The sequence below is a fragment of the Mycolicibacterium houstonense genome (assembly GCF_900078665.2).
In the GTDB taxonomy this organism is placed as follows: Bacteria; Actinomycetota; Actinomycetes; order Mycobacteriales; family Mycobacteriaceae; genus Mycobacterium; species Mycobacterium houstonense.
Genome location: NZ_LT546207.1, coordinates 1,629,898 through 1,653,539, shown reverse-complemented (window position 1 = coordinate 1,653,539; position 23,642 = coordinate 1,629,898). Strand labels below are relative to the sequence as shown.

Genomic DNA, 23,642 nt, shown 5'->3' with positions numbered 1-23,642 from the left:
GGGCCGTGAAATTCAGTCGGCGACGCGGTAGCGGCTGGAGATGGCGACGCGGTTGAAGGCGTTCATCACCGTGGTCAGCCAGATGACGGCCGAGATCTGGTCGGCGGTGAGTGCGGCAGCGGCGGTCGCGTACTCCTCATCGCTGACGTGCGTATCCGATATTCGGGTGACCGCCTCGGCCAGAGCCAGTGCGGCGCGGTCGGTCTCGGAGAAGTAGCCGGTCTCCGCCCAGGCAGACAACACGGCGATCCGGTCTGGGTTCTCCCCTTTGGCGAGAGCCTCTCGGGTGTGCATGCGCAGACAGAACGCGCATCCGTTGATCTGCGACGTCCGGATCTTGATCAACTCGATCAGGAGCGGGTCGAGGCCGGCGCCGGCAGCGCTGTTCTCCACCTCCCCGGCCAGCGCGATGAGTGCCTTGTAGGCCGCGGGATGTTGGGTGTTGACGGCGACGCGCGGTGTGGTCATCACTGGTTCCTTCGAAATCGTTGGTGCCGGGCGCTACTGGTGGTCCTCGACCTTGAGGCTGTCTCCGGTATTGGAGACGAAGATGACCAGCAGCTTGGCCGGATCGGTCGTGCTGACGTTCTCGGTGAGTGGGTGGTGGGCACCGGGCTGCTCTACCCAGTTTTCCCCCGCGCGGTAGGTGGACACGGGGTTGTCGTCGACCGAGCTGCGCACGGACCCCTCGAGAACGTAGGCGTAGACGAACGCCTGGCCGTGACGGTGCGGCACCGCGCGGGCGCCGGGAGGGAAGTCGACGATCGCCGAGGTGAACGTCTTACCCGGGGCGTTCGGAAGAGCCTGCTCGATCAACGGGGTCAGGGTTTCCGACGGAACCTCCGAGGTGACGGCAGGCGTCGGGGACGTAGTGGGCGCCGCCTGACTCGCCGAGGTGCACGCGGTGACACCCGCCAGGGCGGCCACGGCCAAAATCCCTCCTGCGATACGCATTTTCATCATGTTCTGCTCCTGTCAGTCCTCGGTCACCTGGATGATCGTCTTGCCGGGTGTGCGCTTGCCGGGCGCGAATGCGGCCGGCGCCTCGGTCAGCGGTCGCACGGCACCGACGACTGGCTTGAGTCGTCCGTCGCGCACCCGCGCGATGAGGTCGGCGAGGCGGACCCGATCGGGTTCGACCACGAAGAAGACGGCCCGTCCGGCCTCGGGACGGATCTCCGGCGGGGCGGCGATGGTGACGAGGGCGCCTCCGGCCCGGACCACAGCCGCCGAGCGGGCGAGAACTTCTCCGCCGATCACGTCGAACACCACATCGACTTCGCCCGCATCCTCGAACCTTTCGGCGGCGAGGTCGATGAAGGTGTGGACACCGAGCTCTAGCGCGCGGTCCCGGTCCGCCGCGCGGCCGGTGCCGATGACGTGGGCACCGACCTCTCGGGCCAGTTGCACCGCGATCGATCCGACCCCGCCCGCCGCGCCGTGGATCAGGACCGTTTGTCCGGTGGCGAGTCGGCCGTGGTCGAACAACCCTTGCCAGGCGGTCAGACCGGATATCGGCAGTGCGGCCGCGGTCACGTAGTCGACATCCGCCGGGAGCGGCGCCAGGTTTCGGACCTCTACCACAACGTATTCCGCGAGCGTGCCGTTGCGGGCCCAGTCGGCGAGCCCGACCACCCGCTGACCCACAGTCAAACCTGTTGTGCCGATGCCCAACTCGGCCACCACACCGGCGAGCTCGTGCCCCGGCACGCTCGGGGTTCGGTCACGGCCCGCCCGATCGGTCCACGTGGCCGGCCAGTCGAGCTCTCCGGGAGTGAAGCCCGCGGCGTGTACGCGTACGACGACGTCGTTCTCCGCCGCATGCGGGTACGGCATATCCGTCAAGGACAGCCCGGCGATACCGGCGTTACGGTCGGAAACAGTGATGGCTTGCATTACACGTCCTTTCGGATGAAGGCATCAGCGCACGCCACAAGCAGAGATGCCGTACCGGGTGAATCTGGATCTGCACGCGAGCAACCGCCGTTGTCGCGCCGTCACAAGGAAGACGAGATAGCCCGCCCGAATGTGACAGGTCAGAGGTGAACGAGTTTGTCCGGGTTGATCACCCTGCGGTACGCGGAGATCAACCCGTCGTCGATCTGCACGGTGTCGACCGAATACACGTCGTCCTGCCGATAGAACACCAACGCCAGTTCGCCGCCGACCTCGACGAAATCGATGCGGTCGGGACGCCACTGCCGCCCCACTCGCTCCATCACCATCGCGATGCGCTCACCACCACGGATGAGCTTTTGCGCCGCCGCGACCTTGCCGCCGCCGTCGGTGACGTAGACCGCATCCGGGTGCAGAAGCTTGACCAGACCCGCGATGTCACCGGCCTCGTAGGCGGCGCGGAAGGTCGTCAGTACCCGCCTCCGCTCGGCGTTCGACGCCTGCGGCGCGGACCGCCTGGCCTTGTCGACCCGCCGCCGCGCCCGCGAGGCCGACTGCCGGGCGGCCGCCCCCGAGATCTCCAGCATCGCCGCGATCCGGTCGAACTCGATGCCGAAGACATCGTGCAGGACAAAGGCCACGCGCTCGGGCGGGCTCAGCTCGTCCATGATCAGCAGCATCGCCGAGCTGACCGACTCATCGACAAGGACCGGCTCCGACGCGTCCGGCCCGGTCAGCAGGGGCTCCGGCAGCCACGGCCCGACATAGGCCTCGCGGCGGGCGCGCGCGCTCTTGAGGATGTCGTAGGACAGACGCGCCGACACCGTGACCAACCAGGCCCGCAGGTCGTCGACCTTGGCCAGATCCGCGCCCGCCGCCCGCAGCCACACCTCCTGGGCCACGTCCTCGGCATCGGCCACACTCCCCAACAGCCGGTAGGCCACCCCGAACACCGCGGGCCGATGAGTCTCCCACTCGGCGGCGAGCATGTCGGGCTGATCGGACATACCCGTCAGCTTTTCAGATGCGACGGCCGCCTACGGCTGCACCGTGGACGGTCAGGATGTGAACGACGTGGCCATCGCGTCATCCGGGACGGTTGACGGCCGGAGTGTGCCCGCCCTGGCCGAGTTGGTCCCGGATGACTTCCGGCCGGGCGCTCACCGCGCCGATGTAGCCGTCGGGGCGGATCAGTACGTAGGAGCCGACGGGTACGTCGTAGCCGGCGCTCGGCGCCAGGCGCACCTGCGGGACGCCGAAATCGACTGGATCGGCATCGAATTGCAGCACCGTCCAGTGCGGTCCGCGGAACACGTCGAACAGTCTGCGGCCGTCCGGCAGCAGGCCGTCGGGTGCCCGGTCGCCGGCACGCAGCGAACCGGACGGTTCGGATTCGGCCGCGAGCGGGCCACCGCGGTAATTGATGTCCAATTGGTGGATGGCCCCCGGCGCCGAGCCCGGTGCGCTGAATCCCTGGCCGTGCAACAGGCCGCTGAGTTGCAGCACGTCGGCAGCGACGGGCAAGCGCTCGGCCTCATAGCTGTCCAGCAGAGCGTCGGGCGCCCCGGCCGACACCGCGGCCAGTTTCCAGCCGAGGTTGTAGGCATCCTGTACGCCGGTGTTGACGCCCTGCCCGCCGGCCGGCGAATGCACGTGGGCAGCATCGCCGGCCAGGAGCACTCGCCCCATCCGAAAGCGTTGCGCCAGCAGCAGGTTCACGCGATACTGCGAGATCCAGCGCAGGTCCGACAGCCTGATGTCGGGCCGTCCCGACCGCTGTTGCAGGATTGCCTGTATGCCCTCGAGGGTCAGTGCGGGCGGGTCCTCGCCCGGTGCCATCGTCACCACCAGTTGGTAGTGCTCGCTGCCGGGCAGATTCCACAGCGAGAACCTGTTGGACTGGTCGCCGTCACGGGTCAACAGGTGGCAGCGCCTGCCGTCGAGCCCACTGGCCCGCACGTCGCCCACGATGATGCGTTCCTCGGTGAGCGCACCGCCGAGGAATTCGACTCCGGATGCCTTGCGGACCGTGCTGCGGCCGCCGTCGGCGCCCACCACGTAGTCCGCCCGGATTGCACCCCGGCTCGTCTGCACAGTGACTCCATCGCCATGCTCTGTGAAACCCGTTACCTTGGTGTCGAATTCGATGGTTCCGCCGAGTTCGGCAAATCGCGCCGCCAGGATCTGGTCGGTGCGCCACTGCGGGATCAGCCAGGTGTCGGGGTACGGTACCGCGGGCGAACGTTCCAGTTCGGGCAGCCCCAGCAGCTCGTAGACGGGTTTCTCCCAGACCACGTCCGCGCCCCGGTAGAGCCGCATCGGCGGGAACGGCTCGCCGGCCGCCAGCACGGCGCCGATCACCCCGAGATCGTCGAAGACCTCCAGGGTGCGCGGTTGCAGTCCCTTGCCGCGCGAGCCGGGGAACAACGTCGCGGCCTGGTCCAGCACCCGGCAGGGCACACCGCGACGGGCCAGCTCGATGGCGAGTGTCAGTCCGGTTGGGCCGGCGCCGGCGATCACGATCGTCATATCGCGGCTCCCGCGAGCAGCACCAGCAGCACGTCATCGACCAACCGGGCGCTGAACGCCGCATCGACGGGCAGATTCAGATGCATCTGGCGCAGGATCATCGCCTCGGCCACGTCATGGATGAGCTCGAGGTCGGTGTCCTGGGAAATATCGCCGCGGGCGATGGCCCGCCCCAGCGCGTCGTGGAACGGCGACAGCTCCTCTTTCGCGAGGTGTTCGCGCAGGGCCTCCGCCAGTTGTTCGTCGTGCCGCATCAGCGTCGCGAGTTCCGCGGTGACCTGCGTCAGTGGATCGGCCACTTCCGCCGCAACCACATCCATCACGGCCAGCAGATCGCTGCGCAACTGACCGGTGTCGGGCACCGACGCATTGCGTGCGGCGTCGGCCGCATCCAACGTGGCGCGGACGAGCTGAGCCTTGTTCGGCCAACGACGGTAGATGGTGGCCTTGCTGGCGCCCGCCCGCGCGGCCACCGCGTCCATCGTCAGCGCCTGGTAGCCCCGTTCCGCCAACAACTCGACGGTGGCGGCCAAGACGGCCTGCTCGCGTTCTACACCTCGAACCATGACCAAAGTGTACGAAACCGTTTCGTACACTTCAACCGGTTTCCGCGCGCACCACCAAACTGCAACACGTTTCAGTTTTGGGGTTCTGATCGTTTAGGCTGGCCGCGTGCCAGCAGCATCCTCGCAACCCGCGATCGACGGGTGGTTTTCCACCGACGACGCCGGTGCCACCCACCTGATCGGCGGCAAGTGCACCCAGTGCGCCACGTACGTGTTCCCGCCGCGTGAGAACAACTGCCCCAACCCGGCCTGCGACAGCGACACCCTCGCCCTGGTCCCGCTGTCCCGCCGCGGAAAGGTGTGGAGCTACACCGAGAACCGGTACCTCCCACCCTCGCCGTACCCCAAGACCGACCCGTTCGAGCCGTTCGCGATCGCCGCGGTCGAGCTGGCCGACGAGGGCCTCATCGTGCTCGGCAAGGTCGTCGAGGGCACCCTGGCCGCCGATCTCAAGGTCGGTATGGAGATGGAGCTGACCACCATGACGCTCTACACCGACGACAAGGGCGTCGAGCGCACCACCCATGCTTGGAGGATCGCCTGATGAGCCCGGAACCGTTGTACATCCTCGGCGCGGGCATGCACCCGTGGGGCAAGTGGGGACGTGACTTCACCGAGTACGGCGTCGTCGCGGCCCGCGCCGCACTCGCCGAGGCCGGCCTGGACTGGCGCCAGATCCAGCTGGTCGCCGGCGCTGACACCATCCGCAACGGCTACCCCGGCTTCATCGCCGGCTCGACGTTCGCCCAGAAGCTGGGCTGGAACGGTGTGCCGGTGTCATCTTCGTACGCCGCCTGCGCCAGCGGCTCGCAGGCGCTGCAGAGCGCCCGCGCCCACATCCTGGCCGGCTTCTGCGACGTCGCACTGGTGATCGGTGCCGACACCACGCCCAAGGGCGCGTTCGCGCCGGTCGGCGGCGAGCGCAAGAACGATCCCGACTGGCAGCGCTTCCACCTGCTGGGCGCCATGAACCCGGTGTACTTCGCCCTGCTGGCCCGGCGCCGGATGGATCTCTACGGCGCCACGGCCGAGGACTTCGCCCAGGTGAAGGTGAAGAACTCCCGGCACGGTCTGCAGAACCCGAATGCGCGCTACCGCAAGGAATCCGCGATCGAGGACGTGCTGGCCAGCCCGGTGGTCTCCGACCCGCTGCGCCAGCTCGACATCTGCGCCACCTCCGACGGCGCGGCCGCGCTGATCGTGGCGTCGAAGGCGTTCGCGGAGAAGCACCTCGGGTCGCTGGACGGCGTCCCGTCGGTGCGCGCGATCTCGACGGTAACGCCGCAGTACCCGCAGCACCTGCCCGAATTGCCGGACATCGCAACGGATTCCACCGCCGTGGTGGCCGCCCCGGAGCGGGTGTTCAAAGACCAGATCCTCGATGCCGCCTATGCCGAGGCCGGCATCGGACCCGAGGACGTCAGCCTGGCCGAGGTGTACGACCTGTCCACCGCGCTCGAGCTGGACTGGTACGAGCACCTGGGCCTGTGCGCCAAGGGCGAGGGTGAGCAGCTGCTGCGCAGCGGCGCCACCACCATCGGCGGGCGCGTCCCGGTCAACCCGTCGGGCGGCCTGGCGTGCTTCGGTGAGGCCATCCCGGCGCAGGCCATCGCGCAGGTATGCGAGTTGACCTGGCAGCTCAAGGGCCAGGCCACCGGCCGTCAGGTCGAGGGCGCGAAGGTCGGCGTGACCGCCAACCAGGGTCTGTTCGGCCACGGCTCCTCGGTGATCGTCGCCCGGTAGAAAATGGCGGAGTGAGCGAAACCGTCGTCGTCCGCGTCAAACCCGGCAGCCGCAAAGGCCCGCTGGTCGAGGTCGCCGACGGTGCGCTCACCATCTACGTCCAGGAGCGGGCGGTCGACGGCAAGGCCAACGACGCCGTCACCAAACTGCTGGCCCAGCATCTGGGAGTGCCGCGCAGCCGCGTGGAGTTGATCTCCGGAGCGACTGCGCGGCTCAAGCGTTTTCGCATCACCTGAGTGCCGGCGAGCGTGCACAGAATGTCGACAATGCACGGCGTGTCGGCAGCAAACACGCCCGCTCGCGGTGCCGGGGAGACCACTATCCGAGGTTGCGGTTCCACTCCAGCCAGCCCACGCCGCGGCGCCCGTCGGCGGTCCGCACCCTCGCCCACGCCCGGGGGAACTGGCTGACGCGACCATCGGCTGCCACCAGCAGCACCGGCGCGTGGGCCGCGATGTCGACTTCGACTTCGATGTCGACAGGTTGCAGCGTCAATGTCGTCGACACCGGCAGATCATCATCGCCGATCGCGTATTGCGCAGTCACCGTCTGCAATTCGACGAGCGGCTCGTCCGCACGTTGTGCATAGCCGATGCCGATCGGCGGCATTCCGGGGATCCGGATGTCGACGCCGTGCAGATGGGTACCGTCGTCGAGGTGGATCGCACTCCACACCCAGTTCATCGACCACCAGTCCCGCACGCCCCATGAGTGGTCACGCTGGCCCGCAACGGCATCCACGGTGTGGGTCTGATCGCCGATGATCACCGTCCCGGTCACCGTGCACGGGATCTCATAGCGCGGGGTGACCCGGTATTGGTACGGCGTTCCCGCCGTCGTCCAGGTCAGGTCCAACGTCACCGAGACGGCCTGCCCCGACTCGCCGCGAAGCAACGCCGACGGGTCGTCGAACGCCTCCCCGGTCCCGGTGGCGGTCAGGCGATACACCTGAAGCGGCTCATCCGGGTGCAAGTTCAGCTCGACCCCCTCCCCCTTGACCGACGACGGATCGGCCAGTGGCGCGTGGAAGTCGTTGAGCGCCACGGTCGGCATACCGGGTCCACAGAACAACACGTTGACCCACGCGGTGTCCTGGTTCGGGATCAGCCCGAGCCGCACCCAGCCGCCGAAACCCGCGTCGGCGTCGACGAAGTCGAAATACCAGCTCTCGTTCCACAACTCTTCGTCGGTCGGGGTATGCGCATGGTCGTCCTCGGGCGCGGGCACCAACGGCTCCGGAACAGCCGGTGGCGCAAGGACATCCAGCGCATGGGTGTCCAGGACGTGGCTGCAATGCCGGTCGAGCATGGTCATGAACATCTGGTCGCCGCGTTCGGTACGTTCCACCAGCATCGAGGAGATGATCGCCATCATCACGCCGAAGAAGCTCTGGCGGCGCACGCCCTCACGCACCTGGCCGAGCGTCAGGGCCGCGTCCGGTCCGAGGGCCTGGTGATACGCGGTCAGCAACTCGTCGTAGTGGGCGCGGCGCTGCTCGACGGGCAGGGCACAGCCGATGAAGTACGCGACGTCGGTGAACGCCGGCCCTCTGGTGACGGTCTGCCAGTCGACCACGGTCAGCGCCCGATCGGCCCCCTCCGCGCCGAACAGCATGTTGTCGAGCCGATAGTCGCCGTGCACGAGCCCGTGCGGCCGCTGGGGCGCCCCCTCATCGGCGAGGTAGGCGTCGAAACTCTCGACAAGACGTTCGCAGACATTGCGCTGTTCTGGCGTGATCAGGCCTGCGTAGCGCTCGACGAACGCGGCGTACAAGCCCGAGATCAGGGCCTGGTTGACGGGTGCCTCCCGGTTGAGCCATTCGGCGTCGTCCAGGACGGCGGCACCGAGCATCGACCCGTGCACCCGACCCAGCTCGGTCAGCGCCACCGTGGCCTGTTCGGCCGTCGCGCCGCGGATCTCATCTCCGACTACAGCCGGGGTGGCGTCGCCGAGCAGCAGGTCGAACGCACCGGTCTCCGGGTCGAACGCGGCGTGATAGCACGGCGCCACGGGCCCCGGATTCAGGGCCGGGGCGATGTCGGCGTAGAACCGCACCTCACGCTCGTAGAGGCCGAGAGCCAGGCCGGTCTGGCGGCTGCTCGGGTCGGTGGCGGCCACCTTCAGCACCACCGACGCCGGACCGTCCGCCTGCCCGGCATAGCTCAGCGTGACCCGGTAGCACTCGCTCATCTGCCCGGTACCGATCCGGTCGAAACTGAATCCGCTGACCGGACCGGCGCCGATGGCGGCGGTCAGCCATTCGCAGGTCAGGTCGTCAGGGCGGTCCAGCACGGCTGTCTCAGTGGGATGCACACAGGCAACCTAGCAGTGTTCCGGATCACACATGACAGGTGTCAACTAATGATGTGCGGCCGTGGCGTGGGTGTGCGCGCAGGCGTCGGGCGGGGTGGCCGGAACATCGAGTGCCGGGTTGCGATCGAAGAAGCCGAACGGCTTGAGCCAGAAGGACACGACGTCGACGGGCATCACGGGCCAGTCCTCGGGGCGGGTGATGTGGTGGATGCCGAACACGTACCAGAGCACCACGTCGGTGTTCTCGATCGACCGGTTGGCCTTGGTCCACTCACCCAGCCCGGTGTCCGCCACGGACTGGTTGACGAACTCCCCCGCCGGCCAGCGTTCGCCGGGGTGGTTCGGGGTGACCCACAGGGTGTGGCCGATGACGTTGGCGCGCTTGAGCACCGGAGAGGAAGCATCGAACATCGCCGGGATGGCCCCGGTGGGCACCAGCTTGTAGGACGGGTGGGTGCCCAGACCGTTGACGACGTTGGTGTTGACCACCTTCCAGGCCCGCTGGGTGGCGAAGTTGACGTCCTGACGACCCTCCTGCTCGGTGCGCAGCGCCTGATTGCGCACCACCAACGACAGCCCGTACGGGTTGTCCGGGTTGATCGGTTCGGCGTGCGACTCCGTCATGTAGACCGTGTTGTCGGGACCGTCGATGTCCAGATCGAGCCGGGCGATCAGGAAGTGTTGGTGGAACGGCGCGTAGGTGCGCTCGTCGACAAGCGTCCCGTTGGGGTGGGCACGGCCGGCCGGCACCGGTGTGGTGACCATGATCCCGGTGGCGCGGACCTCGCATTCGATGTTGCCGTCCTGATACAGCCGCCAGTACACCAGGTATTCGTAGTTGGCGACGGTGACGTGGAAGGACAGGGTGAGCCTGCGCATCCGGCGCACCTCCGCCCCGGCGTCGTGGTCGACGTGCTTCCACAGCACGGCGTTGTCTTCCTCGTGGATGCAGATCGCGTTGGTGATGGTGTACGGCTCACCCGAGCTGTCATGCAGAACCGCGTCGAGATAACGGATTTCGCCCAGGCAGTCGCAGCCGAGCTCCAGCGAGGTGGTCATGAATCCCAGACCCCACTCGCCGATATCGAAGGCGGTGCGCCGATAGTGGTCGACCGACGGATCCCGGTACGGAACCACCATCTCGGCGAATGACATCCGGTGTGCCACCGAGCGATTCACGTCGCCGTCGCGGTACCGCACGGTGTGCAGCGTCATCCCCTCGCGATGGTTGAACCCGACCCGCAGCGACCAGTTCTGCCACCGCAGCAGGTTTCCGTCGAGGGCGAAGGACGGCCCCTCGGGCTGGGTGATGTTCAGCGGCGTGAGCGGCTCCCGCCGCCAGCTGGACCGGATGCGCTCGGGAATGTGGTGGGGTACGTATTCGCCCATCACACTGGGCATCTCGGCGCTGCCGTCATCCTCGACCCGCAACACCTCCATGGTGTTGACGTCGATCACGCAGTGCAGCCCGCTGATCGGATGGGCATACGGATTGGCGCCCGGCGCCTGTTTGTACCAGGTATCCGACCACCCCAGCCGCCGGTCACGGTATTCCGGCGGCGCGACCGCGTCGCCGTAGGTCCAGGTGTCCATGAACACGTTGTCCAGGTCGGTGATGCCGCGTTTGGCCAGCGCGGCGATCACGTCGGGATGCCGCCGCAGCACCTCGTCGCATTCGACGAACTCATCGACGGTGAAGTTGGCCTGCACCCCGGGCACGTGGTCGAAGTTCTCCACCCGGTCGTCGGTCAGTGACACCACGCCCTTGTAGGTGGCGTTCGCCGCCCGGTCCAGGCAGATGACGGCAGCGCGCCGGGCGGGAGTGACACCATCACCGTCGAAGCCGGCCAGTTCGGCCTTGCTCGGCTCGACGAGTTCGACCGAGGCGACCCGCCAACCGTCACCGACCCCGTGCTCGCGCCGCAATATCGCTGCCACCGCGCGAAACTCGTCGGCCGACAGCGGATCCAGAGGGTGTTCCACACCGATCACGCAACCACATCCCGGGCTGCGGCTGCAGCGAATCGCCCAGAGTGCCTGCGACGAACTCAGCGCTGGGCGAGCGTGAAACCTTCCCAGGCCTTTCGCCGCTCGGCACGGGGATCGAATTCGACCCGTGGGCTGCGATCGAAGACGTACACCGCCCGGTCGTCGACGTCATAGTCCGGCCAGCCCGGGCCCGGCGTGCCGGTCCGGGTGAACTCCCGCCACCGCCGCTGCACGTCACGGCTCACCTTGCGGGCCGACCGGCGGTCGCCCACCGCGGTCAGCAAGGCGCCGTACGTGGTGTGGTAGGTGTCGAACACGGCCAGCAGTTCCATCGCGTGCGTGGCGCCGAGCCCCGCCCAGTGCAGGGTCCGGGGCGCGTAGTCGTAGCGGTACACGAAGGTGGGCGCATGCCGGCTGTGCGCCTCGGCGATCTGCCAGGTGGCTGACGCGAAGGCGAAGTCGCCACCCAGACGCACGCAGGCGGCACTGCTCGGATAGTCGGGATAGGCCGCGACGATCCGGCGGCGATCCTCGGGATCCGTAGCGGAGAACAACTTCTCGATCATCGGCTCGTTGGTCGGCAGCAACTGCAGGAACCGGGTGAACAGCCGCCCCTCGTCGGCATTGTTGCCCACGATCAGCGGAACGCGGTGCGCGCTACCCTCGGCCATCGCGGTGACCGGGTCGACCGGCAGGTACTCGGTGCCGAACGTCGGCCCGACCGGAAAGGCGCCCGGCATGTCGGTCTGACCGCGGTCGATCAGGGCCTCCAGGGCCCGGCCCAGCTCGGCCGGGCGGGCGGACTTGAGCGCGGCGGCCGCCGATCCTCCACCGGGAGTGAGCATCTCGGCCAGCTGGCCGGCCAGCCGGGCGGCCGCGTCGGCGGAGCTGACCATGCCGCTGGCCGGGCTCTCCGAGATCACCTGGGCGAACAGCCCTTCGGCTTCGGGCACCGCCAGCAGGGTCGCGACCGCGTGCGCGCCCGCACTCTCGCCGAAGATCGTCACGTTCTCCGGGTCCCCGCCGAACACCGCGATGTTGTCCCGCACCCAGCGCAGCGCCAGCACGAGATCACGCAAGAACAAGTTGTCGTCGATCGGATGCTCGGGCGTCGACAACGAGGACAGTTCGACGCAGCCGAGCATGCCGAGCCGGTAGTTGACCGAGACGAACACGCAGCCCCGGCGGGCGAGGGCGGCGCCGTCGTAGACCGGGGTGGCCGAGCTGCCCAGGATGTAGCCACCGCCGTGCACGAAGAACATCACCGGCAGTGGGCCGTCATCACCCGCTTTCTCCGGCGCCACCACGTTGAGGGTCAGGCAGTCCTCGCTCATCGGCTGGTGCTTGCCGACGCCGACGAGCGTGTAGCGACGTTGCTGGGGCGCGCAGTAACCGAACCCGTGGCAGTAGCGAACCCCCGGCCACGGCTCGGCCGGCTCCGGCGCTCGTAGCCGCAGCGGGCCCACCGGAGGTTTGGCGTAAGGGATGGAGCGCCAACGGTGTACACCGTCCTGCGTGAAGCCCTCGACGATGCCCGTACTGATCTTTGCCCGGACTGTCCGCTCGTGCATGAACCGACCGTATCGAACTTCACCGGTGCGGACGGACACGCGGTGGGCGTGACACGCGACCGCTAGCCTTGCGGGTATGCGCACCGTTGTGACTGTTGGGGCTGCTGTGCTTTCGGCAGCCGTCGTGGCGGCCTGCTCGTCGGGAGGGAGCGAGTCGCAGCCGACCTCGCAGCCCCGGATGTCGATGCCGGCCGGCGCCCCACACACCAAGACCACCACGCCCACCACGACGACGACCTCGCCGCTGCCCACCACGGCCCCGGCGCCCGGGACCCCGATGAGCCGGGTGATCAAGTGGGTGGAGGCCGGCACCCCGGCCGATCCCTCCGGCTTCCACACCGCCACGCGCGAGGGCCAGACCACGAACCTGGGCGAGGACGTCGCGTTCGTCGCGCCGTCGGGCACCGCGCGGTGCGCGACCGACAAGAACGTCAATGGACAACTGGCGTGCCTGATTCAGGCCGGCGATCTGCCGTCCAAGCCGGGCGATGTCGAGGGCCAATGGATACCGGGCTGGGTGGATTTCGCCGGCGCGACCGTGGACATCGGCTCGCTGCACGGAGATCCGGGCCGGTTCGGCTACGGCGACGGCGCCGAACTCGCCGAGGGCAACTCGCTGGCGTTCGGCGACTACCGGTGCCGCGCGGATGCCACCTCCCTGGTGTGCGTCAACTACGCGCACCAGTCGGGGGTGCTACTGAACGCCTCCGGCGTGGAACCGCTGGGCTGCCTCAAACCGGTTGCCCCGCCGGTGGGGGTCGGACGCCAACTCAGCTGCCCGCCGGACTAGCGCCAGCCGTCGGCAGCCTTGGCCGCCTGCAACAGCGCATCGCACAGCTGCCGCAGTTCCTCGGTCCCGGCGCCCTCGTCCACCGCGATGGCCACGTCCTCGGCCGCGCACCGGACCTGATACACCCGGTCGGCCAGCTGGGCCGCCTCGTCCGCGCTGAGCACCACCGAATCCGGGGCCAACGAGGTGCCCTTGACCATGGCTCGCTGTTCGTAGGCGCGCTGACGGCACGATTGCCTGCAGTACTGGCGACGGCGCCCCATCTGCGCGTCTGCGACCTCACGTCCGCACCATCGGCACGGCTGCGGGCGGTTCTGTCTGTGGTGGCGCGCCATGGGTCACGACTGTAGACGGAGGTTGATTGTGATCGGCGTATCATGAGGGGTCGAGTCGGGAACTCAGCAACGCCACGCAGCGTTGAAACGTCCGGACAAATTCGCGTGAATGAGGAGTGTTGACGATGGCTGATCGTGTCCTGCGAGGCAGTCGCCTCGGAGCCGTGAGCTACGAGACCGACCGCAACCATGACCTGGCGCCGCGTCAGGTCGCCCGCTACCGCACCGAGAACGGCGAGGAGTTCGACGTCCCGTTCGCCGACGACGCCGAGATCCCCGGCACCTGGCTGTGCCGCAACGGCCTTGAGGGCACCCTCATCGAGGGTGACGTGCCCGAGCCGAAAAAGGTCAAGCCGCCGCGTACCCACTGGGACATGCTGCTGGAGCGTCGTTCCGTCGAGGAGCTCGAGGAGCTGCTCAAGGAACGCCTCGACCTGATCAAGACCAAGCGCCGGGGCAGCTGAACCGATAAAAAACCGCGGGCATGCACACAGTGCATGCCCGCGGTTTTTTTGTGTCTCAGCGCACCACGCCTCTGGCGCGGTCCAAGCGCCCGCGGATACCCCACTCCGCGACCTTGAACATGGCCTCGCGGATGTTGGAACCACTCATCTTCGAGACGCCGAGCTCACGTTCGGTGAACGTGATAGGCACCTCGACGACCTTGAAACCGTTGTTGATGGCGCGCCAGGTCAGGTCGATCTGGAAGCAGTAGCCCTTGGAATCCACCGCGGACAGGTCGATCTTCTCCAGCACCTCGCGCCGGTAGGCGCGGTACCCGGCGGTGATGTCGTGGATGCCGACCCCCAGAAGAAGCCGCGAGTAGGTGTTGGCGGTCTTCGACAGGACCAACCGACGAACCGGCCAGTTGCGCACCGTGCCGCCGGAGACATACCGCGAACCGATGGCCAGGTCGGCCCCGGCATCGACGGCGTCCAACAGCCGGTTCAGTTCCTCGGGAGCGTGGCTGCCGTCGGCGTCCATCTCGACCAGCACCGAGTACCCGCGACCCAGCCCCCAGGCGAACCCGGCCAGGTACGCCGCACCGAGGCCCGCTTTGCTGGTCCGGTGCATCACGTGCACCCGGTCCGGATCGGCCAGCGCCAGCTCGTCGGCCAACTGCCCGGTGCCGTCCGGGCTGCCGTCGTCGACGACGAGGATGTGGACCTCAGGATTGGCGTGATGCACTCGCCCGACGATCAGCGGCAGGTTCTCCCGCTCGTTGTAGGTCGGAATGATCACCAGGGTGCGCTGACTCGGGCGTTCACCGTCCTGGGGGCGCGCTCCGTCACCAGGGACTGTCATGTGGCTCCTTCATCGTCGCGGGCCTTCGCCGGTGCGACGCCTCAACATTCTTTGCACGAACCCTCCATTGTGCAGCATCGACATGGCCAACGCCGCAACAACGGCTCCGAGACCGAGCGTGACCAGCACCACCTGCAGCACCGGGCCCCACTCGGTCGCGGGGGTCAGCTCGGTTTTCAGCCTGACCTGGTGGTCCAGGTAGGCCGGCTCGAAGAACTCGGTGCGGGCCAGCTCCCGCCCGTCCGGGGCGATGATCGCGCTGATACCCGTGGTGCCGGCGACCACGACGTAGCGATCGTGCTCGACGGCGCGTAGTTTGCCGAACGCCAACTGCTGCGCGCTCATGTTCGCGTCGAACGTGGCGTTGTTGGTGGGCACCGTCAGCACCTGGGCGCCGCTGAGCACCGATTCGCGCGCGGCCCGGTCGAAGATCACCTCCCAGCACGTGGTCACCCCGATCGGCACCCCGGCGGCGTGCACGACGCCGTTGCCCTCACCCGGCACGAAGTAGCCGGCCCGGTCGGCGTACGACGACAGATGTTTGAAGAAGCCGCGCCACGGCAGATATTCGCCGAACGGCTGCACGATCTTCTTGTCGTGGCGCTCGCCGGGCCCGTGCTCGGGATCCCACACGATCACCGTGTTGTTGGCCACCGGGTTGTCCCGGGTGTAGCCGTCGGCCTTGGTGACCGAACCCACCAGGATCGGGGCGCCGATGGCGTCGGCCGCCGCGGTGATCTGTGCGGCCGCGTCCGCGTTGGCCAGCGGGTCGATGTCCGAGGCGTTCTCGGGCCAGACCACGAACATGGGCTGTGCGGCCTTTCCGGCACGAACATCGTCGGCCAGCCGCTGCGTCTCTTTCACGTGATTGTCGAGCACCGCCCGGCGCTGGGCGTTGAAATCGAGACCCAGCCGGGGCACGTTGCCCTGCACGGCCGCCACGGTGACGGTCTGTTCATCGCCCGCGCCGATGCCGGAATGACGGACCTGGGGCCAGAGCAACGCCGTGGCCAGCAACACCACCGTGATACTCAGACCGGGCAGCATGACCGCGGGTGCCGGGAAACCGGGTTTGTGGCCGTGCTTCCACCACTGCACGATCTCCAGGGCCAGCAGGGTCAGGCAGAAGCCGACGAGCACCACAGCGAACGACAGCAACGGCGCACCGCCCCAGCGAGCGACCGGCAGCAGTGGTCCACCGGTCTGGCTGAATCCGACCACGCCCCAAGGAAATCCACCGAACGGCACGGTCGATTTGAGCCATTCCTGGGCGACCCACAACGCGGCGAACCACACCGGCCAGCCCGGCAATCTCCGGACCACGACCGCCGACAGGCCGAACAGCCCGCAGAACAGGGCCTCCGTCGCCGACAGCGCGAGCCACGGCACCGCCCCGACCAAACCGCTGATCCACGGCAGCAGCGGCACATAGAACGCCAGGCCGAACAGGAACCCGTAGCCGAAGCCGCCGGCCCGGGTGGTGGAGGGCAGGGTCAGGACCCAGCCCAGCAGCGCCACCCCGATGAAGGCCGCCCACCACCAGCCGGTCGACGGATAGCTCAGGCACAACGCCAGTCCGCCGCCGACCGCGGCACTGAGCTGTGCCCATCGCGCCGCCGTGCCCCGGCCGAACCGCGAGGCCCTGGCCGCCACCACCGACCAGCGGTCCGCGGTGCCGTCCGCGGTCAGGCGGTATTCGCGATCCTCGGGGTCGTCGTCGGGGTCGATGTCGGCGACCGGGTCGCCGGTGACGTCCTCGTCCAGATCCCCGAACGTCTCGTCGTCCAGCTCGTCGAGTTCGGCGAGATCGTCGTCCTCGACGGCGGGGATCACATCGGTGACCTCGTTCGGTCCCGGCCGTGGCCGGCCCGGTCTGCCTTTGGCGGAGGGGCGTTCAGCGGCCATGGATGACGACACCCCGGTGNGCGGCCGCGCGCACCACGTGGTGCGCCTCGGCGGTGAGCGCACGCTGCGGGTGGAAGCCGGTGGCCTGGTCCAGGGCGGGCGCCAGCTTGCGCAGAGCGGTGGTCGCCGCGGCCGAATGGACGTCGACCCGGGCCAGATAGGCGGGCCGATCCCCCAGCACCGCGTCGAGATCCTCCGTGCTGGGCCCGGTTCGTTCCGGCCAGCCCGACTCGTCCCATCCATGACCCCACACCGGCCCGTCCGGATTGCGACGCGCGTAATCAGCGACCAGCTGCAGACACTGCCGCAACGAGGTGGCGCCGCGCAGGTCCAGGCCGTGCAGGTTCAGGCCGGTCGCGGTGAGGTGGACGTGGCTGTCGACGAATGCGGGGGCCACGAAGCCGCCGTCGAGGTCGATGATCTCGGCGTCGGGATACTGAGACCGGCCGACGTCGTCACTACCCAGCCACGCCACTACCCCGTCGCGCACGGCGAAGGCGGTCGCGTCGGGGTTGCTGGGGCTGTGGATTCGCCCGTTGATCAGGAGAGTGGTCAAACTGTTTCGGCTGGCTGTTAGGCGTTGGGAGGCAGGCGGTACGGGTCGACTTCGGTCTTTTCGTTGAAGTCGGTGACGTCGATGACTTCGCCGTCAATGTAGTCGCCCGCTCCGTGGCGATAACCAGCGGTACCGGCCGGCCGGCCGAAACCGGCGGGCACCGAGACGATCAGCGGAACCCGCCGGGCGACCAGGCCCGCGAGTGCGGGACGGGCGGCCGCCCGCGTCGGCGGCAGCAGCAACAGAGCGCCGATGACCGAACTGGCCAGGCCCGGGATGACCACCAGCACGGTGCCCAGCGCCACCAGCACGCTGTCGGACAACGCGCCCTGGGTATCCGGCAGCCCACCGGACAGGCCGGTGCGCAGCCGGCGGATCTGCCGGTTGAGCTGTGAACCCGCCAGTGCCAGCCCGAGGACGAACGTCGCCGCGAGCACCAGGACCGTCCACCCGAAACCGATCGTCGCCGCCAGCGCGACGAGGACCGCCATCTCGAGGACGGCGTAGATGAGGAACAGCCGCTTAGCCATGTGACCTCAACGATTTGGCGGGCGATTCGGTTCCGGCCATCCCGCGCTAGTTCGCCGGTTTGAGCAGGATCGAGACATTGTTCTGCATGCCTCCACGCAGCTTGGAAAAGACGTTGAACGTCTTGCCGAGCAGTCCGTAGCGCTTGCCGATCGCGTCGTAGGTCGAGCCGTTCGCGGATTTCGGCAGGATCTCGGCGACGGCCTCGACCGCCTCGCTCTTCGGATTGCCCCGCACGTCACACACCGCCACGGTGACCCGCGGGGTGTTGCGGATCCGCTTGACCTTCCAGGACTTCTCCTGGGTGATGACGACCAACCCGTCGGGCGACGGCGCGGCCCAGATCGCGGTCGGCTTGGGCCTGCCGTCCTTGGTGAACGTGGTCAGCAGAACGTAATCGGCCTTGGCGACATCGGCGAAGGTGAGAGCCATGAGGTGAATCTACTGTCTGGTCACCCTTCCAGCTCGCCCTCTGTTTCCAGCAGCACCTGACGCAGCCCGTCGATCGTGGCCTGCTCGGGCTGCGCCCACATGCCGCGGCCCGCGGCCTCCAGCAGCCTTTCGGCCATGCCGTGCAACGCCCACGGGTTGGATTCGGCCATGAACTTACGGTTCTCGTCGTCGAGCACGTACTCGGCCGACAGCCGCTCATACATCCAGTCGGCCATCACGTGCGCGGTTGCGTCGTAACCGAACAGGTAGTCGACGGTGGCCGCCATCTCGAAGGCGCCCTTGTAGCCGTGTCTGCGCATCGCGGTGATCCAGCGCGGGTTGACCACCCGGGCCCGGAAGACCCGGTTGGTCTCCTCCGACAGCGTGCGGGTGCGGACCGCGTCCGGACGGGTGTTGTCGCCGATGTAGGCCGCCGGCGCCTGCCCGGTCAACGCCCGCACCGTGGCCACCATGCCGCCGTGATACTGGAAGTAGTCGTCGGAGTCGGCGATGTCGTGTTCGCGGGTGTCGGTGTTCTTGGCCGCCACCGCGATTCGCCGGTAAGCCCGGTTCATGTCCTCGGCCGCGGGCGCACCGTCCAGGCCGCGGCCGTAGGCGAAGCCGCCCCATGCGGTGTACACCTCGGCCAGATCGGCGTCGTCGCGCCAGTTGCGGCTGTCGATCAGCTGCAACAGGCCCGCGCCGTAGGTTCCCGGCTTCGAACCGAAAATCCTTGTGGTGGCCCGCCGTTGATCGCCGTGCTCGGCCAGGTCGGCCTGGGCGTGCGCGCGCACGTAGTTGTCCTCGGCCGGCTCGTCGAGTCCGGCTACCAGCGCCACCGCGTCGTCGAGCATGGTCACCACGTGTGGGAAGGCGTCGCGGAAGAACCCGGAGATTCGGACCGTCACGTCGATGCGTGGCCGGCCCAACTCGTCGAGGTCGATCGGTTCCAGGTTCACCACCCGGCGCGAGGCGTCGTCCCACACCGGCCGCACCCCGAGCAGGGCGAGCACTTCGGCGATGTCGTCTCCGGCGGTGCGCATGGCCGAGGTGCCCCACACCGACAGACCCACCGATTGCGGCCAGCGGCCGTAGTCGTCGCGGTAGCGCGCCAGCAGCGAATCCGCCATCGCCACACCGGTTTCCCAGGCCAGCCTCGAGGGCACTGCCTTGGGGTCCACCGAGTAGAAGTTGCGTCCGGTGGGCAGCACATTGACCAGGCCACGCAGCGGCGATCCGGACGGGCCCGAGGCGATGAAGCCGCCGGCCAGGGCGCGTAGCACCTGGTCGATCTCGCCGTCGGTGCCGGCCAGTCGGGGCACCACCTCGGTGGCGGCGAACCGCAGGATGCGGGCCACCTCCGGGTTGTCGGTGATCTTGTCGNGACATCCGACCCCTCGTCACTGATCTCGACCACGCCATCCAGGCCGACCCGGCGCTGGCCGGACTGCCCGGCCGGTTCTGGTTCAGCCTGGACGACGGGCGCGGCGACGTGTCCGGGATTGACGCCGACGCCGGAGTGCATGCCCGCGACGACGGCACCTGCGCGCTGCTGCTCGCCGGACGCGACACCGGGGTACGACTGGGCACCGACGATGCGGTGGCGACACTGATCGAGGTGGCCAGGCGGTTTGTCGATATCCGCGGAAAGGCTTGGCGGATAACTGAACTCGATGACCGCACGGCCCTACTTGCCGGCCTGCCCGCCGACGCAAGGCCAGGTGCGACATGGCCTCCCACCGTCACACCGCCGATCGGCTGGATCGAGCAGCGCGACGGCCTGGTCGCCCTGGGTGCGGGCGTGCCGCTTGGTGTGTTGCAGGCGCGGGTGGCCCGCTTCCTGGCCGCGATCGAGGCGCCCCTGGTGATCACGCCGTGGCGGTCGGTCCTGGTGTGCGACGTTCAGGAGGGCATCGCGGACACGTCCCTGCGGGTGCTGGCTCCGCTGGGTCTGGTGTTCGACGAGCATTCGCCGTGGCTGCGGGTCAGCGCCTGCACCGGCAGCCCGGGTTGCGCGAGATCCGTCACCGATGTCCGTACCGACGCGGCCGAGGCCGCGAGGAACACCGCGCCGGCCGACGGTGGCGGTCCCCGGCGCGACGTCCACCGGCATTTCGTGGGCTGTGAACGGGCCTGCGGCAGCCCGCCGATCGGGGACGTCCTGGTCGCAGGTGAGGACGGATACCGGCTGCGTATCACGCCCCCGTAGGGTATGCGGGTGCTCGACTACATCCGTGACGCCGCCGAGATCTACCGGCAGTCATTCGCGACGATCCGCGCCGAGGCGAACCTGTCGCGCTTCCCCGACGACGTTTCGCGGGTGGTGGTCCGGTTGATCCACACCTGCGGCCAGGTGGACGTCGCCGATCACGTGTCCTACAGCNCGGCGACGCGCTTTTCGGCGGCCGGGATGGCGCGCAGCCGAGCGTGACGCACGGCCAGGCCCGCCACCCGCGCACAGCGCTCGGGGTCGGCGACATAGGAGATCAGACCTTCGGCGTCGATCTCCTTGAACGAGAACGGCACCGTGATGATGCGGCCGTCGAATTCTGGGACGGCGACCTGGGTGGCGACGTCCAGCGGCGACATGCCGTCGTCATTGGTGGCCCAGTCCGACCTCGAGCTGGTCAGGCACAGCCCTTGCAGAATCGGAATGTCCAGGGCCGCAAGGTGAGCGACGTTCCACGAGTCGTCGTTTCCACCGGCGCCGACGGCCGCCGGGGTGGCTCCGCCGGCCGCAAGCACGGTGGTGACCAGGGCATCGGCGGTACCGAGCAGTTCGAGGAGTTCGGGTTCAGCGGTGCGCAGCGAGGCGCAGAACACCGGTAACGCACGGCCACCGGCCTGCTCGATGGCCGCGCACAGGGCCTCGACGTAGCCGGTGTTGCCGGCCAGTTGCTGGGCCCGGTAGTAGAGCACGGCCACGGTAGGGCCATCGGTGTCGGCGGCCGGCCGTTCGAGGATGCCCCAGCTCGGGGTCGTGACCGGGGCTGAGAAGCCGAATCCGGTCATCAGCAAGGTATCGGACAGGAAGGCGTGCAGATTGGCCAGGTTGTGTACACCGCCCTGGGCCAGATAGATGTGGGTCTGCAGGGCCGCACCCTGCGGAACGGTCGAATGGCCCATCAACTCGGCATCCGGCGACTGCTCGCCGCTGACGACGAGCGTGGGCAGTCCGCTGGCGACCACGGTGTCGATGCCGTCCTGCCACGCGCGGTACCCGCCGAGAATGCGGATCACCGCGATGTCGGCGCCCTCGAGCAGCTCCTCGAGTTCGCCACTGACCAGCCGCGACGGATTGGCCCAGCGATAGCGGGCGCCGCTGGCGCGGGCAGTGATCAGATCGGTGTCCGAGGTCGACAGCAGCAGGACGGTGGGGGCAGCCGCATCGCTCGCAGCGGTGGCGGTTGGCTCTTCAGAGGGGTGGGACACCCCCCATTCGTACCGCACCAGCTACTCGGACGGGGCAGCCGGTGCGGTACGGATCGGCAACGGTCAGGGCTGGGTTTCGCCGAAGCGGTCGTGCCACGACTGCCGGTACGGCAGACCTGCGCCCGCGATGAGCACCAGGATGAATGCGGCGAATGCACCGAAGGCAAGCATCGGTCGCTCCTTTCGTCTGAGCCTTGAACAAGGTTTTCGATTTCCCAGTACCGATGGTCCCGGGAACCCCCGTAAACGGTACGGCGCGCCACGCCGAAAATCGCCGATCTGTAAGCGACCGAACAGGTTTCCAGACCTGTGACCGATCTCACAAACCGAATCGAAAGTAGGATGGTCGGCAACATGACACGAACCCGCGACCAGGACGCCTGCCCCGGTGCACTCACGGTGCACCAGGCCGCCGACGGTGCGCTGGTGCGGATCCGGCTACCCGGCGGGATGATCGCGCCGTCACAGTTGGCCACGCTGGCCGACATTGCCGAGCAGTTCGGCTCGCCCGCAATGGAACTCACCTCTCGCGGCAACATCCAGATCCGGGCCGTGACCGATACCGCCGGGGCCGCCGCAGCCATGGCCGAGGCCGGCCTGGTGCCGTCACCGACCCATGAGCGGGCCCGCAACATCGTGGCCTCCCCGNCGGCCTCGGCGGCGTCGACGGCGGCGCGATCGTCGCTACCGTCCTCGGTCAGGCCGAGCGCCTGCCGCAGCCCGGGCACCGTCTGCTCGCCGCCGAACAGCTGCCGGGCCCGCAGGATCGCCAGCACCAGGTCGAGTTCGCCTTCACCGGTGGGTTTCTGCCCGAGCACGTGCAAGCCGTCACGGATCTGCACGTCCTTGATCTCGCACAGCCAGCCGTCGACGTGCAGCAGCATGTCGTCGAAGGACTCTTCGTCGGGACGGTCTTCCAGGCCCAGATCGTGGTCCATCTTGGCCGCGCGCATCAGCGTCCAGATCTGCTGACGGATGGCGGGCAGCTTGCCGGGGTCCAGCGCCGAGACCGTGGAGTGCTCGTCGAGCAGTTGCTCGAGTTTTGCGATGTCGCCGTAGGTTTCGGCGCGCGCCATCGGCGGGATGAGATGGTCGATCAGGGTGGCGTGTGCCCGGCGTTTGGCCTGGGTGCCCTCCCCCGGATCGTTGACCAGGAACGGGTAGATCAGCGGTAGATCGCCGAGCGCCGCGTCGGTTCCGCAGGCCGCGCTCATGCCGAGGGTTTTGCCGGGCAACCATTCCAGGTTGCCGTGCTTCCCGAGGTGCACGACGACGTCCGCACCGAACGAGCCGGGGAACGAGGCGTCCAGCCACCGGTAGGCGGCCAGATAGTGGTGGCTGGGCGGCAGATCGGGGTCGTGGTAGATCGCCACCGGGTTCTCGCCGAAACCGCGCGGCGGCTGCACGATCAGCACCACGTTGCCGGCCCGGATGGCCGCGATGACGATCTCGCCGTCGGGATCGCGGCTGCGGTCCACGAACAGCTCGCCGGGCGGCGGGCCCCAGTGCTCGACGACGGCGTCGGCGAGCTCGGCGGGCAGCGTGGCGAACCAGGCCCGATAGTCCTTGGCCGGCACCCGAATCGGGTTGGCGGCCAGTGCCTCGTCGGTCAGCCAGTCGGGGTCCTGGCCGCCGCGTTCGATCAGCGAGTGGATCAGCGCGTCGCCGTCCTCGGCGTCGAGGCCCGGGATCTCACCGACCGTGTAGCCCGCCTCACGCATGGCGCGCAGCAGCGCGACCGCACTGGCGGGC

General features: G+C 68.4%; 19 protein-coding genes and 7 pseudogenes. 8 read left to right on the top strand and 18 right to left on the bottom strand.

The features are described 5' to 3' along the window. Positions 1-12 precede the first annotated feature (12 nt). From BN4332_RS08315 to BN4332_RS08290, 6 genes are all read right to left on the bottom strand, one after another. On the bottom strand, positions 13-468 hold the full coding sequence (locus BN4332_RS08315; RefSeq protein ID WP_066898016.1) for a carboxymuconolactone decarboxylase family protein: 456 nt from the start codon (positions 466-468) through the stop codon (positions 13-15). A gap of 33 nt (positions 469-501) precedes the next feature. Further along, positions 502-954, bottom strand: a complete 453-nt coding sequence (locus BN4332_RS08310; RefSeq protein ID WP_235654047.1) for a cupin domain-containing protein — start codon at positions 952-954, stop codon at positions 502-504. A gap of 21 nt (positions 955-975) precedes the next feature. Further along, positions 976-1,896, bottom strand: a complete 921-nt coding sequence (locus BN4332_RS08305) for an NADP-dependent oxidoreductase (protein ID WP_066898014.1) — start codon at positions 1,894-1,896, stop codon at positions 976-978. A gap of 140 nt (positions 1,897-2,036) precedes the next feature. Next, the gene (sigJ, locus tag BN4332_RS08300; protein WP_066898013.1) at positions 2,037-2,903 is read right to left on the bottom strand and encodes an RNA polymerase sigma factor SigJ; all 867 of its coding nucleotides are present in this window, start codon (positions 2,901-2,903) and stop codon (positions 2,037-2,039) included. A gap of 79 nt (positions 2,904-2,982) precedes the next feature. Beyond that, positions 2,983-4,425 (bottom strand): FAD-dependent monooxygenase, encoded by a 1,443-nt coding sequence (locus BN4332_RS08295; protein ID WP_066898012.1) that lies wholly within the window; start codon positions 4,423-4,425, stop codon positions 2,983-2,985. Then, on the bottom strand, positions 4,422-4,958 hold the full coding sequence (locus tag BN4332_RS08290) for a TetR/AcrR family transcriptional regulator (protein WP_235654046.1): 537 nt from the start codon (positions 4,956-4,958) through the stop codon (positions 4,422-4,424). The genes BN4332_RS08295 and BN4332_RS08290 overlap by 4 nt, the downstream gene beginning before the upstream one ends. A 139-nt stretch (positions 4,959-5,097) precedes the next feature. Between BN4332_RS08290 and BN4332_RS08285 the strand changes: the two genes are divergently transcribed. From BN4332_RS08285 to BN4332_RS08275, 3 genes are read left to right on the top strand one after another with little or no spacing between them, the layout of a single operon-like run. Further along, positions 5,098-5,535, top strand: a complete 438-nt coding sequence (locus BN4332_RS08285) for a Zn-ribbon domain-containing OB-fold protein (RefSeq protein ID WP_066898011.1) — start codon at positions 5,098-5,100, stop codon at positions 5,533-5,535. After that, positions 5,535-6,734 (top strand): lipid-transfer protein, encoded by a 1,200-nt coding sequence (locus tag BN4332_RS08280; RefSeq protein WP_066898010.1) that lies wholly within the window; start codon positions 5,535-5,537, stop codon positions 6,732-6,734. Before BN4332_RS08285 ends, BN4332_RS08280 begins: the two co-directional genes overlap by 1 nt. Before the next feature lie 11 nt (positions 6,735-6,745). Continuing rightward, positions 6,746-6,970 (top strand): DUF167 domain-containing protein, encoded by a 225-nt coding sequence (locus BN4332_RS08275; RefSeq protein WP_066898009.1) that lies wholly within the window; start codon positions 6,746-6,748, stop codon positions 6,968-6,970. 82 nt (positions 6,971-7,052) lie between these two features. Here the strand turns inward: BN4332_RS08275 and BN4332_RS08270 are convergent, their stop codons facing one another. From BN4332_RS08270 to BN4332_RS08260, 3 genes are all read right to left on the bottom strand, one after another. Continuing rightward, positions 7,053-9,047: a DUF7064 domain-containing protein gene (locus BN4332_RS08270; protein WP_066898008.1), complete on the bottom strand. Its 1,995-nt coding sequence runs from the start codon at positions 9,045-9,047 to the stop codon at positions 7,053-7,055. Positions 9,048-9,092: 45 nt separating this feature from the next. Next, complete coding sequence (locus tag BN4332_RS08265; protein WP_066898025.1) at positions 9,093-11,030, bottom strand: primary-amine oxidase; 1,938 nt, start codon at positions 11,028-11,030, stop codon at positions 9,093-9,095. Between the two features lie 65 nt (positions 11,031-11,095). Then, positions 11,096-12,607: a carboxylesterase/lipase family protein gene (locus BN4332_RS08260; protein WP_066898007.1), complete on the bottom strand. Its 1,512-nt coding sequence runs from the start codon at positions 12,605-12,607 to the stop codon at positions 11,096-11,098. 76 nt (positions 12,608-12,683) lie between these two features. Here BN4332_RS08260 and BN4332_RS08255 point away from each other — a divergent pair, with 76 nt between their 5' ends. Further along, positions 12,684-13,397 carry a hypothetical protein gene (locus BN4332_RS08255; protein WP_066898006.1) on the top strand — a complete coding sequence of 238 codons (714 nt, stop codon included), beginning with the start codon at positions 12,684-12,686 and terminating at the stop codon, positions 13,395-13,397. Here the strand turns inward: BN4332_RS08255 and BN4332_RS08250 are convergent. After that, entirely contained in the window at positions 13,394-13,732 is a 339-nt protein-coding gene (locus tag BN4332_RS08250) for a hypothetical protein (RefSeq protein ID WP_066898005.1), read from the bottom strand. The two genes, BN4332_RS08255 and BN4332_RS08250, sit on opposite strands and share 4 nt — an antisense overlap. Before the next feature lie 125 nt (positions 13,733-13,857). Between BN4332_RS08250 and rbpA the strand changes: the two genes are divergently transcribed. Next, positions 13,858-14,196, top strand: a complete 339-nt coding sequence (gene rbpA, locus BN4332_RS08245; protein WP_003880369.1) for an RNA polymerase-binding protein RbpA — start codon at positions 13,858-13,860, stop codon at positions 14,194-14,196. Between the two features lie 55 nt (positions 14,197-14,251). On the opposite strand, the gene BN4332_RS08240 is transcribed toward rbpA, so the two are convergent. The 6 genes and pseudogenes from BN4332_RS08240 to BN4332_RS08215 all read right to left on the bottom strand — a co-directional run. Then, a complete protein-coding gene (locus BN4332_RS08240; protein WP_066898004.1) occupies positions 14,252-15,037 on the bottom strand; it encodes a polyprenol monophosphomannose synthase in 786 nt (261 codons plus the stop codon). 9 nt (positions 15,038-15,046) lie between these two features. Beyond that, on the bottom strand, positions 15,047-16,942 hold the full coding sequence (gene lnt, locus BN4332_RS08235; protein WP_096866858.1) for an apolipoprotein N-acyltransferase: 1,896 nt from the start codon (positions 16,940-16,942) through the stop codon (positions 15,047-15,049). Positions 16,943-16,964: 22 nt separating this feature from the next. Next, positions 16,965-17,498: pseudogene (locus tag BN4332_RS08230) on the bottom strand (amidohydrolase family protein); the annotation flags it as partial. Between the two features lie 17 nt (positions 17,499-17,515). After that, complete coding sequence (locus BN4332_RS08225) at positions 17,516-18,028, bottom strand: FxsA family protein (protein ID WP_066898003.1); 513 nt, start codon at positions 18,026-18,028, stop codon at positions 17,516-17,518. A gap of 46 nt (positions 18,029-18,074) precedes the next feature. Then, complete coding sequence (locus BN4332_RS08220) at positions 18,075-18,458, bottom strand: PPOX class F420-dependent oxidoreductase (RefSeq protein WP_066898002.1); 384 nt, start codon at positions 18,456-18,458, stop codon at positions 18,075-18,077. Between the two features lie 20 nt (positions 18,459-18,478). After that, a pseudogene (locus BN4332_RS08215) lies at positions 18,479-19,840 on the bottom strand (cobaltochelatase subunit CobN); the annotation flags it as partial. 2 nt (positions 19,841-19,842) lie between these two features. Between BN4332_RS08215 and BN4332_RS08210 the strand changes: the two are divergent. Then, positions 19,843-20,667: pseudogene (locus tag BN4332_RS08210) on the top strand (precorrin-3B synthase); the annotation flags it as partial. A 9-nt stretch (positions 20,668-20,676) separates the two neighbouring features. After that, positions 20,677-20,841, top strand: a pseudogene (locus BN4332_RS08205) (precorrin-8X methylmutase); the annotation flags it as partial. 2 nt (positions 20,842-20,843) lie between these two features. On the opposite strand, the pseudogene BN4332_RS08200 reads toward BN4332_RS08205, so the two are convergent. Then, positions 20,844-21,890 (bottom strand): annotated as a pseudogene (locus tag BN4332_RS08200) (cobaltochelatase subunit CobN); the annotation flags it as partial. A 354-nt stretch (positions 21,891-22,244) separates the two neighbouring features. Between BN4332_RS08200 and BN4332_RS08195 the strand changes: the two are divergent. Then, positions 22,245-22,565 (top strand): annotated as a pseudogene (locus BN4332_RS08195) (ferredoxin-like domain-containing protein); the annotation flags it as partial. Here the strand turns inward: BN4332_RS08195 and BN4332_RS08190 are convergent. Then, a pseudogene (locus tag BN4332_RS08190) lies at positions 22,540-23,642 on the bottom strand (cobaltochelatase subunit CobN); the annotation flags it as partial. The pseudogenes BN4332_RS08195 and BN4332_RS08190 overlap by 26 nt on opposite strands.